Genomic DNA, 15,498 nt, shown 5'->3' on the forward strand with positions numbered 1-15,498 from the left:
GCGTCTTGCGCCATGCACGCGGCCCATACGCCCGCTTCAACGCTCTTGTTCGGTTGGCCTCTGCGCTCCCATAGCAATATGGCCAATTGTTGTCAGTTGTAACCTTCTCACATCCCTGTGTTGAACCGTGACCCGCCCGCCACAGTCCGCGGCCAAAACGCAAAAACCGGATGCGCAGGGGACGCATCCGGTTTTGATCGCGACTGGAGGTTTGTCTTGTCAGCGGCGATGGGGGACTGGTGGATCAGATCCCACGCCTCCTGAGCCTTGGCTCAGAGACGGTACATGATCTGGTCGTTCCAGAAGCGGTCGAGGCGCTGCAGAAGCTTGTTCATCTGGTTGAACTCGCTTTCGCCGATGCCGCCGACCTTTTCGATCGAACCGATGTGGCGTTCATAAAGCTTGGCGACCACTTCGGCGATTTCCTGACCGGTCTTGGTGAGGCTGATGCGGACCGAACGGCGGTCGATGCGCGACCGCTGGTGGTTGATGAGACCGAGGTCGACCAGCTTCTTGACGTTGTAGGAAACGTTGGAGCCGAGGTAATAACCGCGAGAGCGCAGTTCACCGGCGGTCAGCTCGGAATTGCCGATGTTGAAGAGAAGCAATGCCTGGACGGCGTTGACGTCGTCGCGGCCCTGGCGGTCGAATTCGTCCTTGATGACGTCGAGCAGGCGGCGATGGAGACGTTCGACCAGGTGGAGCGACTCCAGGTAGAGATTATGAAGGGCTTCTTCATGGGCGTCGGCTGCAGTTGCCTGCGGCTTGATCTTGGTGTTCAACATGTCTGCCTCACTGTTTTGTTTGGCGGTGTTTGTTTCTTCCCGCCTTGTGAGTGACACTATCGAAAGCGCATAAAATTCGACTTAAAACACACGGCTAACAGCCTCTTAACGGCGGATCGGACCGGATGCGGCTCTTTCCAACGGATCGGAGGCGAAAATAATTAACCGTTGTTCGTCAACGACTTACGTCCGAAACTGTGGATAAAAACAAGCCTTCAAAGCTTGAGAATCAGGGTAAATCAACCCTTACCCGTTCTTCCATCTTGCGGCGTTCTTCGAGGAAAAGCGCCAGCCGGAAGACGATATAAAGCGCCGCCACCAGCCCGTGGAGCAGCGGCAGGACGAAATTGTGGCCGAAGATTTCCGGCCACACCTGGAACATCAGCACCTGCGTGCCCGCGGCAATGACCCAGAGCACCGCGCCCCAGGAGGCCGACATCCACAGACCGAGCGACACAACCGGATAGGCCACCGCGAGCGCGGAGGCCGCGGCACGCCAGGGAAGGCTCAAGAGATCAAATCGGGCGCGGCCATCGTAGGTGTAGCCGACGAGCATGGCCCAATATTGCAGGCCGAACCAGAAGCACACGATCGCGATCAGCCGGAGGAAGATCACGAAAAGGATCTCGGTCAGGCTGCGTTTCGGCGTTGCGGGTGAATCAGCGTCCATGACTTTCAAGATAGCGGCCTTTGGCCCGTCCTGCCAGCGTGCGGCAGAGCGGCGCTTCGCATTTGTTGAAAAGGCATGGTAAACCCGTCGCACATGCTGAAGAAAGAGGCTGCCATGAACGACAAGACACATCTTGTAGACGAGATCACCGGTCACCGCCGCATGCGGCGCAACCGCAAGGCCGACTGGACGCGCCGTCTCGTGCAGGAAAACCGCCTGACGGTGGATGACCTGATCTGGCCGATCTTCATCGTTCCGGGCGACAACATCATCGATCCGATCCGGGCCATGCCGGGCGTCAACCGCATGAGCATCGACAAGGCGGTGGAAGCGATCCGGGAAGCCGCCGATCTCGGCATTCCGGCGATTGCCCCCTTCCCCGACGTGGAGATGGAAAAACGCGATCCGACCGGGTCCGAAATTCTCGCGCGCGACAACCTGATCAACCAGTTCACCCGCGCGGTGAAAAAGGCGGTACCGAACATCGGCCTCATCACCGACGTGGCGCTCGACCCGTTCACCAGCCATGGCCATGACGGCATTTTGCGCGACGGGGTGATCGTCAACGACGAGACGGTGGACCAGGTGGCGCGTGCCGCCGTGATGCAGGCGGATGCCGGTGCGGACATCATTGCCCCCTCGGAGATGATGGACGGGCGCATCGGCGCCATTCGCCGGGCGCTCGATGCGAGCGGTCACCAGGACGTCGGCATCATGTCCTATGCGACGAAATTCTCCTCCGGCTTCTACGGGCCCTATCGCGAGGCGATCAACACCGGCGGCCTCTTAAAGGGCGACAAGAACAGCTATTACATCAGCCCGGCCAACGGCACGGAAGCCATCCGCGATGCGGCTATGGACGTCGAGGAAGGCGCCGACATGCTGATGGTGAAACCCGGCATCGCCTATCTCGACATCTGCTGGCGGATGAAGGAGGCGTTCGGCCTGCCGACCTTCGCCTATCAGGTCTCCGGCGAATATACGCAGATCAAGGCGGCCGCGATGAACGGCTGGATCGACGGCGAGCGGATCATGATGGAGACGCTGCTCTGCTTCAAACGCGCCGGCTGCGACGGCATCCTCACCTATTTCGCCATGGATGTGGCACGCAAGCTGCAAGGGCAATAGGAGGCCGGGGCTGAGCGACACATAGTCGATGGGAGTTGTTAAGTGCTCTTTTTGCGAAATCTCCTCCTAAATATTAGGGGTTATACCCTAACGAACAGCTTTGTATTATTTGATGGATCACACGATTTTTTCTCAGAGCTACAATATTTTAAATGCCCCGGCAGGCGGGACACTGTTTTCCTGTATTCAAAATATGGCTGGAGTTATTTTTGCCTTTATTTTCGACCCATAGATGTTTACGTACTTAAGAAAAACATACGAGAATTTGTAGAATACTTAGAATGCAAACCTGAAAATTTAAATTTCCACGGGAATTTACCTTCATTCAGCCCACGCACTAGAGATGCAATCCATAAATTTGTAATAATTAACGACCATACAACATACTTAAATCTATATCTATTCAATAACCCTAATCATTTTTTCATTGAATTCGCCCAAGGGCGCAGCTTACCTATTTGCTTTAGACTTGATGCAAAATACGTCTTTGACAGCTTGAATAACTTTTTGATGGCTCTCGATCAGTCTGCGGACGGCGGGGTAAAGCTGCCCGTTTAGCGGAGATCGACCCCGTGGCAAACACGCGAACTCTATTGTGAAAGGCATGCGGAGTTCCCATATCCTTCGGCAGTCCACAAGGAGACCTGACAGATGTCGTTCGAGAACCAGCCCGTCGTTGCCGCACCGGAGGATTGGCGCGCCTACAGCGGCGTGCTCTCGCGGCGCATCTTCGCCTTCATCATCGATTACCTGCTGGTGCTGCTGCTTTGCATTCCGGCGGCCGTGGTGGTCTTCTTCCTTGGCGTCGTCACGCTCGGTCTCGGCTGGTTCCTTTATCCTGCGCTGTTTGTCATCGTCGCGTTGCTTTATTTCGGCATGACGGTCGGCGGTCGCACGCAGGCAAGCCCGGGCATGCGGGCGGCCGGCATCGCCATGATGCGCCTCGATGGGCGGCGAATCGATTTTCTCACCGCCGTCGTGCACATGGTGCTGTTCTGGATTCTCAATTCGGTGCTGACGCCGCTGATCCTGCTCGCCGGCCTGTTCATCGAGCGTTCGCGGCTGGTGCACGACCTGCTGCTCGGTACCGTGATGGTGCGGACCAACTGATCGACCAAAGTTCCCGCCGGCTGCGCCAAACCGGCGGTTGACCTTTCACAAACTTGCGCCATGCTATCCTGATTGACGGTGGCGAACAGTCGCCATCTCGGTCAGCAGCAAGGGTCGATTTGCTCGGATGAATACACAGGCGACGCCCTCACCGCAGTTCTATCTGACGGCTCCGGCAGCGTGCCCCTACCTTTCCGGCGAGATGGAGCGGAAGGTGTTTACCCATCTTGTCGGTCCACGGGCGGCCGAGATGAACGATCTGCTGACCCAGGGCGGCTTTCGACGCTCGCAGAACATCGCCTATCGTCCTGCCTGCGAGGGCTGTCGCGCCTGCGTCTCCGTGCGCATCCTTGCCGGCGAATTTTCGCTGAGCCGCAACATGCGCCGGGTGCTTGCGGAAAACGACGATCTCGTCGGCACGATGAGCCCGGCCCAGCCGACCACCGAACAGTTCGTCCTCTTCCGCAAATATCTCGACGACCGCCACCAGCGCGGCGGCATGTCGGACATGTCGGCCCTCGATTATGCGATCATGGTGGAAGATACGCATGTGAACACGCGGCTGATCGAATACCGCAAGCGGGTGCCCGGGGCCGGTATCGGCGACCAGCCGAAGGGCGAACTCATTGCCGTTGCACTGACCGACCTGATGAGCGACGGCGTGTCGATGGTCTATTCCTTCTTCAACCCGAAGATGGAGCGCCGCTCGCTCGGAACGTACATGATCCTCGACCACATCCTGCGCACCCGCCAGCTGGGCCTGCCGCATGTCTATCTCGGCTATTGGGTCAAGGGGTCGCAGAAGATGCACTACAAAACCCGCTACCAGCCGCAGGAACACCTGACCCCACGCGGCTGGGAACGGTATGCCGAGGATGGCAGCGAAGGGTGAGCGGATTGCTGCGCGCAAAGCTCCATATTATAACACGGTTACAATATGGAGCGCTCTGATGAACGTGACCGTACGCAAGATCGGCAATTCCGAAGGCATCATCATTCCGAAGGAAGTTCTTGATCGCCTGGGCGTCCGCGCTGGCGACACGCTCGAACTGAAGGAAGAGTCGGGTGTGGTGACCATGCGGCCGAGTGACGGTGATTTTCAGCGTCAACTGGCTGCAGCAGAATTCCTGATGGAAAAATACAAAGTTGCTCTGAAAAAGCTCGCCGAATGAGCGCGATCCGTTTTCTTTCTGCTCCCCTGGTCATCGAACTCCAGAAGCGGCAAATTCTTCGCTTTGGCGGCGCAGACGGTTTACGTGATGTCGGGGCCCTGGAATCGGACTTGGCGCGACCCGTCAATCGTCACGCATATGGCTGCGAAGATCTCATCGAGTTGGCAGCCGCCTATTTCTTCGGGCTGGCCAAAAACCACGCCTTCGTCGATGGCAACAAACGTATCGCCATTGTCGCTGCCGGTGTCTTCCTGATGGAAAATGGTCTGCTGATCGAAACCAGTGATGGGGCCCTGTTCTCCTTCGTCATGTCCGTCGCGGCAGGAGAAATTGACGAAGAGGGTGCGGCGCGCTTCCTGCGTGACCACACAGTGCCCTATCCCTCACAGGATTAAGCGCAAACCAGTCTTCCTCCCCTCACCCGCTGAACTTGCCGCTTCGCGGAAAACCCTTCGGGACGGCGCGGCCGGCGGTGGCGCGGTCGCCCATCCACTCCAGAAGTTCGTCCTTGTTCTTGCTGAAGACCCGGCCGGCCGAATCTTCCCAGGTCAGGCCGTCGGCCAGCGCAAAACATTTCGCGTCGGAAATGCCGCCATCCTTGTAGCGCTGCAGGCGAACACCCTTGCCGCGGCTCATTTCCGGCACCTGCGACAGCGGGAAGACCACCAGCTTGCGGTTTTCGCCAACGACAGCCAGATGATCGCCCGAGACCGCCACGACGAGCTTCGCCTCGTCCGGCATCGCCACATTCATCACCTGCTTGCCCTTGCGGGTATTGGCGACGAGTTCCGTCTCCGGCACGATGAAGCCGTTGCCTGCGGTGGAGGAGAGGAGCAGCTTGCGCGACGGATCGTGGACGAAGGCGGTCAGCACGTCCTGGTCGTTTTCCATGTCGACCATGATGCGGATCGGCTCGCCATGACCACGCCCGCCGGGCAGCTTGTCGGCGCCGAGCGTATAGGCCTTGCCGCCCGTCGTCAGCAGCAGAAGCTTGTCGGTGGTCTGTGCCGGGAAAGCGAGCCTCAGCGCATCGCCTTCCTTAAAGGTCAGGCTTGCGGTATCGGCAATATGGCCCTTCAGCGCACGGATCCAGCCCTTCTGGGAAATCACGACGGTGATCGGTTCCTTTTCGATCATCGCCTGCTGGATGGCCTCGACATCGGCATCAGGGGCTTCGGCAAACTGCGTCAGGCGGGCAAACGGCTTGCCGCGGCCCTTGGCAAAGTTTTTCCGAACATCCTGGATCTCGTGTTCGATGACCTTCCACTGCTTGTCGTCGGAGGCCAGCAGCGCCTCGATATCGGCCTTTTCCTGGCTGAGTTCATCGAATTCCTTGCGGATCTCGAACTCCTCCAGCTTGCGCAGATTGCGCAGCCGCATGTTGAGGATGGCTTCGACCTGGATGTCGGTGAGATCCCATTTGGCAACCATCACCGGCTTCGGTTCGTCCTCCTCGCGGATGATGCGGATCACCTCGTCGAGGTTGAGATAGGCGATCAGCAGGCCGCCGAGGATTTCCAGGCGCCGGTCGATCGCGGCAAGCCGGAAGCGCGAGCGGCGGATCAGCACGTCCTTGCGGTGCTGCAGCCATTCCAGCAGAACCTCGTTGAGCGCCATCACCTTGGGCACGCGGCCCATGGAAAGCACGTTCATGTTCAGCGGGAAGCGGCTTTCGAGTTCCGTCAGGCGGAACAGCGATTCCATCAGGAGCGTCGCATCAACGGTGCGGCTCTTCGGCACCAGCACGACACGGATATCTTCGGCCGATTCGTCGCGGATGTCTTCGAGCAGCGGCAGCTTGCGGGCCACCAGAAGCTCGGCGATCTTTTCGATCAGCCGCGACTTCTGCACCTGGTAGGGAATTTCCGTGATGACGATCTGGTAACCGCCGCGGCCGAGATCCTCCGTCTCCCATTTGGCGCGCACGCGAAAACCGCCGCGACCGGTCTTGTAGGCCTCGATGATCTGTTCGCGGCTGTCGATGATGATGCCGCCGGTCGGCATGTCCGGTCCGGGAACAAATTCCACCAGCTTTTCGACGGGCGCATCCGGATGTTTGATGAGATGCAGCGCCGCATCGCAAAGTTCATGCGCATTGTGCGGCGGAATGGAGGTGGCCATGCCGACCGCAATGCCCGAAGCGCCATTGGCAAGCAGGTTCGGGAAGGCGCCCGGCAGAACCGTCGGCTCTTCGTCTTCCTCGTTATAGGTCGGGCGGAAATCGACGGCATCCTGGTCGACACCTTCGAGAAGCAGCGCCGCGACATCGGTCATGCGTGCTTCGGTGTATCGGTAGGCGGCAGCACTATCGCCGTCGATATTGCCGAAATTCCCCTGCCCGTCGACGACCGGGTACCGCTGCGAGAAATCCTGCGCGAGACGCACCAGCGCATCATAGACCGACTGGTCGCCATGCGGGTGGAACTTACCGATCACGTCACCGACGATACGGGCGCACTTCTTGAAGGCCGAGTTGGGGCGAATGCCCATCTCGCTCATGGCGTGGATGATGCGGCGATGCACCGGCTTCAAGCCGTCGCGCACGTCGGGCAACGCCCGGTGCATGATGGTCGACAGCGCATAAGCGAGGTAGCGCTCTTCCAGCGCCGCCTTCAGATCGACCGGCAGGATATTGTCGTCGCCGTCACCGGGCGGAGGTGTCACAGTCTGTCCCATGGGGCTTGACTACCGGAAAGCCTGATTCCCGGCAACAAATCCTGCGAAACCGCCTGTGGATGAGCGGCCTGCAAACCATGCTTCGCCCACATTTCTTCGATTGAAGCACCATAGACGTTTCAAGATCCACGCATATAACATGCATCCGATTGTTAACGGCGGCCAAGGCGGCTGCAGGAGGACCCCGATGATCCGTACCCGATCCAGCCGGCTTTTGTGGGCCGGTGTCACGTTTGCCCTTTTATCTTCTCCGGCCTTCGCGCTCGACGGGCAGGATCTCCTGCGCAAGATCACCGCGGCCTCCAACCTGGAGCCCGGCAACCTCGAGGTGACGGGCGTCGATGTGACCGGCTCCAACGTCACCCTGAAGGGCGTGTCGCTCGGCGATGCCAAGGGCGGCGAGCGCGTCACGGTCGGCGACATCCTGCTGGAAGACGTGCAGGAGGAAAACGATGGCGGCTATTCGATCACCCGCGTCACCTTCCCGAACGTCAATTTCAGCGAAAAGGAAACGACGATCACGGCGAGCGACATGAAGCTCACGAATGTCCTCGTGCCGGGCGATGCCACCAAGGGCACGCTCGATTCGCTGCTGCTCTATGACGAGGCGAGCACCGGTCCGGTGTCGATCACCGTTGCCGGCAAGCAGGTGGCCGGCCTCTCCCGCACCTCGTTCACCATGGAGCGGGCGGATGATGATTCCGGCATCGGCTTCGATGGCGTTGTGGAAGGCATCTCCGCCGACCTCACCTCGATCGACGATCCGAAATCCCGCGAGGCGATCGAAAGCCTGGGCCTGACAACGCTGAACGGCAAGATGACCATGCAGGGCAGTTGGGAGCTCGAGCCCGGCACGATCAATGTCGACGAATATGCCTTCGATTTCGACAAAGTCGGCCGGTTGAATATGGCGTTCAGCCTGTCCGGCTACACGATGTCCTTCATCAAGTCGCTGCAGGAAACCGCCAAGGCGGCGGATGCCAATCCGAACAAGGAAGCCGCCCAGCAGGCCGCCGGCCTTGCCATGCTTGGCCTTCTGCAGCAGCTGACCTTCAACAGCGCCGAAATCAGCTTCGACGATGCCGGCATCACCAATCGTGGCCTCGCCTTTGCCGGCAAGACACAAGGGGTCTCCGGCGACCAGATGGCGATGATGGTGAAGGGCATGGCGCCGCTGATGCTGGCGCAGCTCAACATGCCGACCCTGCAGAACAGCCTGTCGGCGGCGATCAACACCTTCATCGACAATCCGAAGAACTTTACCATCTCCGCCGACCCGGCAAACCCGATCCCTCTGCCGATGATCATCGGCACGGCCCAGGCCGCACCGAACACGCTGCCGGAGATGCTGGGCGTGACGGTTTCCGCCAACCAGTAATCCGAACACCCCTTCGAACAAAAAAGGCCGGAGCATCACGAATGCTCCGGCCTTTTTTGTTTCAACCCTTGGCAACCCAACGCCTCAATGGGCCGCCGCCGACAGGGAGGCATGCTCCTTGTCGTGCAGGGCATAACGGTCGATCATCCGGCTGCTCGCCTCGTTCAGCCCCTTCACATGGACGTCCACACCATGGCGGCGGAATTTCAAGACCACCTGGTCGAGCGCGCCGACGGCTGAAATGTCCCAGAGATGTGCCTCGGAAACGTCGATGGTGACCGTTTGAAGGGTTTCGGCGAAATCGAAAGCGGCAATGAAGCCTTCCGTCGAGGCAAAAAAGATCTCGCCATCCACGCGATAGGTCCGGTGGCCGCCATCAAGCGTCGAACGGACGTGGAAGAGGTTCGCCACCTTGCCGGCAAAAAAGATGCCGGAGAGCAGCACGCCGGCCAGAACACCGAGCGAGAGATCGTGGGTCGCAACCACCGTGACGACGGTTGCCAGCATGACGATCGAGGAGGAGAGCGGGTTGCTCTTCAGCTCCGGGATCGAACGCCAGGAAAAGGTGCCGATCGACACCATGATCATGATCGCGACAAGGGCCGCCATCGGGATGATTTTTACGACGTCGTCCAGTACCAGGATCAGGAAGAGCAGGAAGGCGCCCGCCACGAAAGTGGAAAGCCGGCCGCGGCCGCCGGACGAGACGTTGATGACCGACTGGCCGATCATCGCACAGCCGCCCATGCCGCCGATCAGGCCGGAGGCGATGTTGCTGGCGCCCTGGCCGATACATTCCTGGCTCTTGGAACTCGTCGTGTCCGTCATGTCATCGACGATGCGGGCAGTGAGAAGCGATTCCAGCAGGCCGACGGCGGCGAGTGCGGCGGAATAAGGAAAGATGATCTGCAGCGTCTCCCAGGTCAGCGGAACCTGCGGCAGGGCAAAGATCGGCAGGCTGGACGGCAGCTCGCCGAGATCGCCGACGGTGCGCAGATCGAGCCCGCCATACAGCGAGACGAGCGTCAGCACGACAATGGCGACGAGCGGCGACGGGATGACCTTCGTGACATAAGGGAACAGGTAGATGATCGCGAGGCCGGCGGCGATCATCACATAGGTGGCGACCGGCACACCGATCAGTTCCGGCAGCTGCGCCATGAAGATCAGGATCGCCAGTGCATTGACGAAACCCGTCATCACCGATTTCGACACGAAGCGCATGACACGGCCGAGCTTGGCGAGACCGGCGAGGATCTGCAAAAGCCCCATCAGCAGCGTGGCGGCAAACAGATATTGCAGGCCATGTTCCTTGACGAGGGTGACCATCAGAACGGCGGTGGCAGCGGTTGCCGCCGAGATCATGCCGGGACGCCCGCCGGTGAAGGCGGAGACGCAGGCAATCGCAAAGGAGGCGAACAGACCGACCTTCGGATCGACGCCGGCAATCACGGAAAAACCGATGGCCTCCGGAATGAGCGCGAGGGCGACGACGATACCGGAGAGAATGTCGCCCCGAATGTTGGAAAACCATTCGCGGCGATAGGTGGAAAAAGACATCATGGGAGTTCAATTCGCAAAAGAAATGCATCGGCCGGGAGGACAAATCCAGGTCAGACGGGGCAGATGCTTTGCGTTGTCCGGCGGATCGGCGGCCGGAAGAGCCACCCGGGGATCGCACCCGGGTCCAGGTGATGACTTGCTCATAGACAAAAAATTGCTGCGGCGCAATGCTGACACGGTTGCCGAACCGAGCGGGCGTGCCGGCCGCGCAATTCACGCCGCAGCCTATTGACCGCCGGACCGCATAAGCTAAACCTCGCCTCATCGCAGGCGCAACACGCAGAGGACGATGGACGCGATGCTCCAATGGCTTTCCAGGCCCGTTTCCTATACGGAGCATCTCGCGGATCATCATTTCGAACCGGCCCATGCGGATTTCTACGCGGGCCCACCCGGCAAGCCGTTTCGGCAGTTGCTGCAGGCACGTTCGGATTTCCTGTCGATCTGGCGCCGAGGCGATTTTTCCGAACATATCAGCACGGTGAAAATCCTCGGGCGGCAGGTTATCGTCGTCAACTCGCCGGAATGGATTCGGTATGTCGTGGCGAAACGGCACGACAATTACGAGCGCAAGTCCCCGCAAATGCGCCGTGCGCTGGAATATCTGCTGGGCGACGGCCTGTTCATCTCCGACAAGGAAACCTGGAAGCAGCGCCGCCCGCTGGTGTCCGACATCGTGCACAAGAACCGGGTGCCCGCCTTCGGGCCGATCATGACGGGCACGACCGGCGAACTCGTGCAGCGTTGGACGAACCTTGGCGATGGCGCCGAGGTCAACGTGCTCTTCGAAATGGCCGGACTGACCGCCGAGATCATTTCACGCAGCGTGTTCGGCAACGATCTCGGCCATGAAAGCGCGCAGGCGGTCACGGACGGGTTCAGCAGCTATCAATCGCTGATCGATTCCGTGAACATCGGTTACTTCCTCGGCGCCGACGATGGGCTTCCGGTGCTGCGTACTCCCTCGCTGCGCCGGTCGGTGAAGAAAATCCACCGGATCATCGACAAGGTGATCGAGGATCACCTGGCCGGACACGGCGACAACAATTCGATGGTGGATCTCCTGATCCGCCGGCAGAAGAGGAGCCCGGAACTCGGCCTGGATGTCGTGGCCTTGCGCAACGAGGCCGCGACCATCTTCATGGCAGGCCACGAAACCACGGCGGCGACGCTGACCTGGGCCTGGTATCTGTTGTCGTCGGCGCACTGGGTGGAAGAGGCGGTTCATCAGGAAATCGAGAGCGTCTGCGGCGCGCGCGCACCGACGGTGGAGGACGTGCCGAACCTCAACTGGTGCCGGGCCGTCATCGAGGAAACGCTGCGGCTCTATCCGCCGGTGCCGATCCTGGCGCGACAGGCAACGGCCGCCGACCAGGTGGCGCATGTCGCGGTGGAGCCGGCAGCGCTGATCATGATCGTGCCGTGGCTGCTGCACCGGACGGAAAGCCTGTTTGCGGACCCGCATCTCTTCAAGCCGGAACGCTTTCTCGGCAGCGAACGGCCAACGCCCTACAGCTACATTCCCTTCGCCGCCGGCCCGCGTGTCTGCCCCGGGCTGCAATTCGGCCTGTCGGAGGCGATCCTGTGCCTTGCGACGCTGGCGCAGCATTTTCGCGTGCGGGTCAAACCTGGCCATGCCGTCGAGCCGCAATGCCGCCTGACACTGCGGCCGCGCGGCGGACTGCCCGTCATCCTCCATCGCCGAACGGCCGGAGCCTGAGCCTATGACGGAGGCAGACAAGCCACCAGCGCTCTCGAAACGAAAGGCGTGGCGGTTCGTCTCGCCGTCCGCCCCTCGCCTCTCAGCACTCTTCGGCGATACACATCAACGCCGAGCCTTTGTGCGCTACTGGATCACCGACAACATCTGGAACGGCCTGCATCTCGCGACTTTCTACGCCCTGCGGCTGATGCCGATGGATAGGGTGTCGCGCGCCGGGGCAGCACTCGGGCGTTTCGCCATTCCGCGGTTTCACAAAGTTGCCGCCGGTCGTGCGCGCGCGACGATGGAAGCGCTCCGTCCTGCCCGGGATGCCGCAGAGCAGGCGCGCCGCTTCGATGCCTATTGCGCCGCCCAAGGGCGGTTGATGACGGAATTTGCGGTGGTCAACCGTATCGCGCGACATCCGGAGCGGCTGATCGTCAACAATGTCGATGTGGTCGTCGATGCCGCCAAGCGCGGTCCGCTGATCATGGTCGGCATGCATCTCGGCAATTGGGAGATCGGCCCGATCGTGATGCGCCGGATCGGGCTGCAGCCCTATGCGATGTATGTGCCACCCGCCGGACGCGCCAAGGCATGGCTTGCGGCCCGTGTGCGCGAAAGAGCCGGCCTGCGCTTCATTCCGCCCGGCATGCAAGGGGTGCGTCCGGCACTCGGCATCCTGAAGAGTGGCGGCGTGATATCCATCTTCTGCGACGAAGCCTTCGGCGGACGTATCCGCGGACCGTTCTTCGGGCGTCCGCCGCATCTGGAAGGCAATCTCGGGCTTGCCATCCGGCTGGCACGGATGACCGGCGCAACACTGTGCCCGTGGTACACAAAACGTGGAGAGGATTTTCGCTTTACGCTGCAGTTCCTCGAGCCGATCCGCCTGCCGCAGCAACCGGCCGGGCCGGAGGAGCTGATGGGGGATGTCGAGAGGTTGAGCCAGGTTCTCGAACCGGTGATCGCGGAAAACGCCGTGCAGTGGTTTTTCGTCGACAGCATGCTGCAATGAGCGGCCGGACGGCGGGCGCATGCCGGCGAACACGCCCATGCCTTGCCACCAGCCCTACACCCAGCTGCCATACCCGACTGCGCTGACCCGCCTAGGCCGCACGGCTCCGCTGCGCGGTGTTCGCGAGGCCCCCCTCCAACCGGAAGAGGGCCATGAGGTCGCGCAGGCGCTGGGCCTCGCCGGCCAGAACGATGGCTGCGGCGGTATTTTCCTCGACCATGGCGGCGTTCTGCTGGGTGGCCTGGTCCATCTGGCCGATCGCCACGTTGACTTCCTTCAACCCTTGCGACTGTTCCGAAGAGGCCTGGGCGATGGCCTGCATATGCTCGTCGACCGAACCGACGCGGGTGCAGATATCGGCCAGCGCCGCGCCGACCTCCCGCACGAAACGGGAGCCGTTGACGACTTCCGCGCCGGAGGTCTGGATCAGCTCGCGAATTTCCTTCGAGGCACTGCCGGCGCGCTGGGCGAGTTCGCGCACTTCCTGGGCGACCACGGCAAATCCCTTGCCGGCCTCGCCGGCCCGCGCCGCCTCGACGCCGGCGTTGAGCGCCAGAAGATTGGTCTGGAAGGCGATTTCATCGATCACGCCGATGATGCTGGCGATCTTCTTCGATGACTGCTCGATCCGCTGCATCGCGCTGACCGCATCCTCCACCAGAACGCCGGTGCGCACCGTCTGTTCGTTGGTTTCCTGTGCCACATGCCGCGCCTCGTCGATACGGCGCACGGAGAGGCTGACATTACCGGTCACCTGCGACAGGGCGGCCGCCGTCTCCTCCAGGGCAGCGGCCTGGCGTTCCGTGCGGCGCGACAGATCGTCGGCACTGACACTGATCTCCTTGCTTCCGCCGTCCAGCGCATGGCTGACCTCGACGATCTGGTGCATCACCTGCGCCAGACGCTGCAGGGTTTCATTCAGATTGTGACGCAAGCCCTCGAATTCCGGCGAAAACGCCTCGTCGAGGCGGAAGGAAAGATCGCCCTCCGCAAGACGTTCGAGCCCCATTGCCAGACCCGCCGTCGCGGCAGCCAGCCGCGCATTGGCGTCCTGCTCGGCTTCCTGCTGCAGGCGCACGCGCTCCGTCTCGGCGAGACGGCGGGCGGCTTCCGCCTCTTCCTCCAGACGACGGTTGGTGATGCTTGCCACACGAAACACCTCGAGTGCGGCTGCCATGGCGCCGAATTCATTGCGCTGACCGATGCCCGGCACCGTTATATCGGTATCGCCGCCGGCGAGCTGGCGCATGGCATTGGTCACCGCGGCGATCGGACGGGTGATCGAGCGTCCGACCAGCCAGACGGCCGTGAGCAGGAGCAGGATCGTCGCGCCGAGCAGGCCGGCCGCCAGAAGAGTGTTGCGCTGCTCGATCGCGGCATTTTCGCGCTGTTTCGTTTCCCGCTCCGCCGACAGCGTCGTCCGCAGGGCGTCAACGGCCGGCATGATCGCCGCATAGGCGTCCGTGACCGACTGGGCTGCGGCATCAGCCTTCAGGGCACCTTCGGCGTAAAGGCGGAAGGCGTTCAGGTAGACCGAGAACTTGTCCACCACCCGCATGCGCTGGGCGCCGGGCCGGATCGCTGCCTTGACGAGTTCCTTAAAACGCAGGGCCTCAGTCGCATGTTTATCGAGGTAGTCGGGATCGCCACGCAGCAGGAAATCCTTTTCGTGACGGCGAAGCATCAACATGCTGGCCTGTAGCGTGGGGTCCAGAACATCGGCCAGGGCCGTCTCGGTCGAATGCACCGCAGCACGCATCGCCCCTTCCAGCCCGTCATCCTGGGTCAGGCCGAGATCCTGCTTCGCCTTGACCAGGGCCGGAAAACGATCGGTATAGGCCAGGATCACCCGCTGCAGCTCATCGAGCATCGGCGCGGCAACAGCCGGCGCGTCGGTGCGCAGGCGCGACAGGATGTCGGTGGCCTGGGCGGTCGCCTGACCGAAAGCGGCAACCTCAGCCATATCGCGTTGCAGCAGGAAATTGCGTTCGGCAAGCAGGCTGATGCGCAAGGCCGCCGTCAGCCGCTCGACCTCCGTTTCGCGCTGCCGCAGTTGCTCGGCAGCCTCCAGATATTGCGCCTCAATCCGGCGCTGGCCCACCGCGATCACCGCGACGGCCAAAAGCCCTGCAACGGCGATGGCCGCGAGAATAGTCACCCGATGAACAATGCCAAGTCGTGCAATAAACATCCGTTCTAGGCCCGATTTACAATGGGGCCAGAAATGGGGATTGCAGCTTAACACATGATAAACCGGGCGTGACAATCTGATGAAACCTCAGCTTTCACACAGGCA

The 15,498-nt window shown here is 61.1% G+C and carries 13 protein-coding genes and 1 other annotated feature; of the genes, 8 read left to right on the plus strand and 5 right to left on the minus strand.

All coding sequences use genetic code 11. The annotated features are described in order from the left end of the window. Positions 1-272 precede the first annotated feature (272 nt). Entirely contained in the window at positions 273-782 is a 510-nt protein-coding gene (gene ldtR, locus OU993_RS00435; protein ID WP_268157422.1) for a transcriptional regulator LdtR, read from the minus strand. 232 nt (positions 783-1,014) lie between these two features. Beyond that, positions 1,015-1,455: a DUF6163 family protein gene (locus tag OU993_RS00440; RefSeq protein ID WP_268153929.1), complete on the minus strand. Its 441-nt coding sequence runs from the start codon at positions 1,453-1,455 to the stop codon at positions 1,015-1,017. Positions 1,456-1,569: 114 nt separating this feature from the next. Here OU993_RS00440 and hemB point away from each other — a divergent pair, with 114 nt between their 5' ends. From hemB to OU993_RS00465, 5 genes are all read left to right on the plus strand, one after another. Continuing rightward, positions 1,570-2,583 (plus strand): porphobilinogen synthase, encoded by a 1,014-nt coding sequence (gene hemB / locus OU993_RS00445; protein WP_268153931.1) that lies wholly within the window; start codon positions 1,570-1,572, stop codon positions 2,581-2,583. A 651-nt stretch (positions 2,584-3,234) separates the two neighbouring features. Then, a complete protein-coding gene (locus OU993_RS00450; RefSeq protein WP_268153933.1) occupies positions 3,235-3,693 on the plus strand; it encodes an RDD family protein in 459 nt (152 codons plus the stop codon). Positions 3,694-3,820: 127 nt separating this feature from the next. After that, positions 3,821-4,585: an arginyltransferase gene (locus OU993_RS00455; RefSeq protein ID WP_268153935.1), complete on the plus strand. Its 765-nt coding sequence runs from the start codon at positions 3,821-3,823 to the stop codon at positions 4,583-4,585. A 58-nt stretch (positions 4,586-4,643) separates the two neighbouring features. Next, the gene (locus tag OU993_RS00460; protein ID WP_268153937.1) at positions 4,644-4,865 is read left to right on the plus strand and encodes an AbrB/MazE/SpoVT family DNA-binding domain-containing protein; all 222 of its coding nucleotides are present in this window, start codon (positions 4,644-4,646) and stop codon (positions 4,863-4,865) included. Next, positions 4,862-5,260, plus strand: a complete 399-nt coding sequence (locus OU993_RS00465; protein ID WP_268153940.1) for a type II toxin-antitoxin system death-on-curing family toxin — start codon at positions 4,862-4,864, stop codon at positions 5,258-5,260. Before OU993_RS00460 ends, OU993_RS00465 begins: the two co-directional genes overlap by 4 nt. A 22-nt stretch (positions 5,261-5,282) precedes the next feature. Here the strand turns inward: OU993_RS00465 and parC are convergent, their stop codons facing one another. Further along, positions 5,283-7,541 carry a DNA topoisomerase IV subunit A gene (gene parC / locus OU993_RS00470; protein WP_268153942.1) on the minus strand — a complete coding sequence of 753 codons (2,259 nt, stop codon included), beginning with the start codon at positions 7,539-7,541 and terminating at the stop codon, positions 5,283-5,285. A 187-nt stretch (positions 7,542-7,728) separates the two neighbouring features. Here parC and OU993_RS00475 point away from each other — a divergent pair, with 187 nt between their 5' ends. Continuing rightward, positions 7,729-8,919, plus strand: a complete 1,191-nt coding sequence (locus tag OU993_RS00475) for a hypothetical protein (RefSeq protein WP_268153944.1) — start codon at positions 7,729-7,731, stop codon at positions 8,917-8,919. A gap of 84 nt (positions 8,920-9,003) precedes the next feature. Here OU993_RS00475 and OU993_RS00480 read toward each other — a convergent pair whose 3' ends face one another. Next, positions 9,004-10,482 (minus strand): SulP family inorganic anion transporter, encoded by a 1,479-nt coding sequence (locus tag OU993_RS00480; RefSeq protein ID WP_268153946.1) that lies wholly within the window; start codon positions 10,480-10,482, stop codon positions 9,004-9,006. 71 nt (positions 10,483-10,553) lie between these two features. Then, positions 10,554-10,611 (minus strand) — a sequence feature (sul1 is cis-regulatory element that is thought to sense ions involved in sulfur or methionine metabolism; They are found in Alphaproteobacteria). A 160-nt stretch (positions 10,612-10,771) separates the two neighbouring features. Here OU993_RS00480 and OU993_RS00485 point away from each other — a divergent pair. Beyond that, positions 10,772-12,202: a cytochrome P450 gene (locus OU993_RS00485; protein WP_268153948.1), complete on the plus strand. Its 1,431-nt coding sequence runs from the start codon at positions 10,772-10,774 to the stop codon at positions 12,200-12,202. Positions 12,203-12,206: 4 nt separating this feature from the next. Beyond that, complete coding sequence (locus OU993_RS00490; protein ID WP_268153950.1) at positions 12,207-13,202, plus strand: lysophospholipid acyltransferase family protein; 996 nt, start codon at positions 12,207-12,209, stop codon at positions 13,200-13,202. A gap of 91 nt (positions 13,203-13,293) precedes the next feature. On the opposite strand, the gene OU993_RS00495 is transcribed toward OU993_RS00490, so the two are convergent. Then, positions 13,294-15,360, minus strand: coding sequence for a methyl-accepting chemotaxis protein (locus tag OU993_RS00495; protein ID WP_268153952.1), 2,067 nt, complete (start codon positions 15,358-15,360; stop codon positions 13,294-13,296). Positions 15,361-15,498 lie beyond the last annotated feature (138 nt).

This window comes from Rhizobium sp. SL86, from assembly GCF_026672545.1.
Classification (GTDB): Bacteria; Pseudomonadota; Alphaproteobacteria; order Rhizobiales; family Rhizobiaceae; genus Neorhizobium.

What these genes read in the sequence shown, in the direction of transcription:
- OU993_RS00480 (WP_268153946.1), bottom strand. Translation starts at nt 10,482, where the DNA reads ATGATGTCTTTTTCCACCTATCGCCGCGAATGGTTTTCCAACATTCGG.
- OU993_RS00450 (WP_268153933.1), top strand. Translation starts at nt 3,235, where the DNA reads ATGTCGTTCGAGAACCAGCCCGTCGTTGCCGCACCGGAGGATTGGCGC.
- OU993_RS00475 (WP_268153944.1), top strand. Translation starts at nt 7,729, where the DNA reads ATGATCCGTACCCGATCCAGCCGGCTTTTGTGGGCCGGTGTCACGTTT.
- OU993_RS00440 (WP_268153929.1), bottom strand. Translation starts at nt 1,455, where the DNA reads ATGGACGCTGATTCACCCGCAACGCCGAAACGCAGCCTGACCGAGATC.
- OU993_RS00485 (WP_268153948.1), top strand. Translation starts at nt 10,772, where the DNA reads ATGGACGCGATGCTCCAATGGCTTTCCAGGCCCGTTTCCTATACGGAG.
- OU993_RS00490 (WP_268153950.1), top strand. Translation starts at nt 12,207, where the DNA reads ATGACGGAGGCAGACAAGCCACCAGCGCTCTCGAAACGAAAGGCGTGG.
- parC (WP_268153942.1), bottom strand. Translation starts at nt 7,541, where the DNA reads ATGGGACAGACTGTGACACCTCCGCCCGGTGACGGCGACGACAATATC.
- hemB (WP_268153931.1), top strand. Translation starts at nt 1,570, where the DNA reads ATGAACGACAAGACACATCTTGTAGACGAGATCACCGGTCACCGCCGC.
- OU993_RS00465 (WP_268153940.1), top strand. Translation starts at nt 4,862, where the DNA reads ATGAGCGCGATCCGTTTTCTTTCTGCTCCCCTGGTCATCGAACTCCAG.
- OU993_RS00455 (WP_268153935.1), top strand. Translation starts at nt 3,821, where the DNA reads ATGAATACACAGGCGACGCCCTCACCGCAGTTCTATCTGACGGCTCCG.
- OU993_RS00460 (WP_268153937.1), top strand. Translation starts at nt 4,644, where the DNA reads ATGAACGTGACCGTACGCAAGATCGGCAATTCCGAAGGCATCATCATT.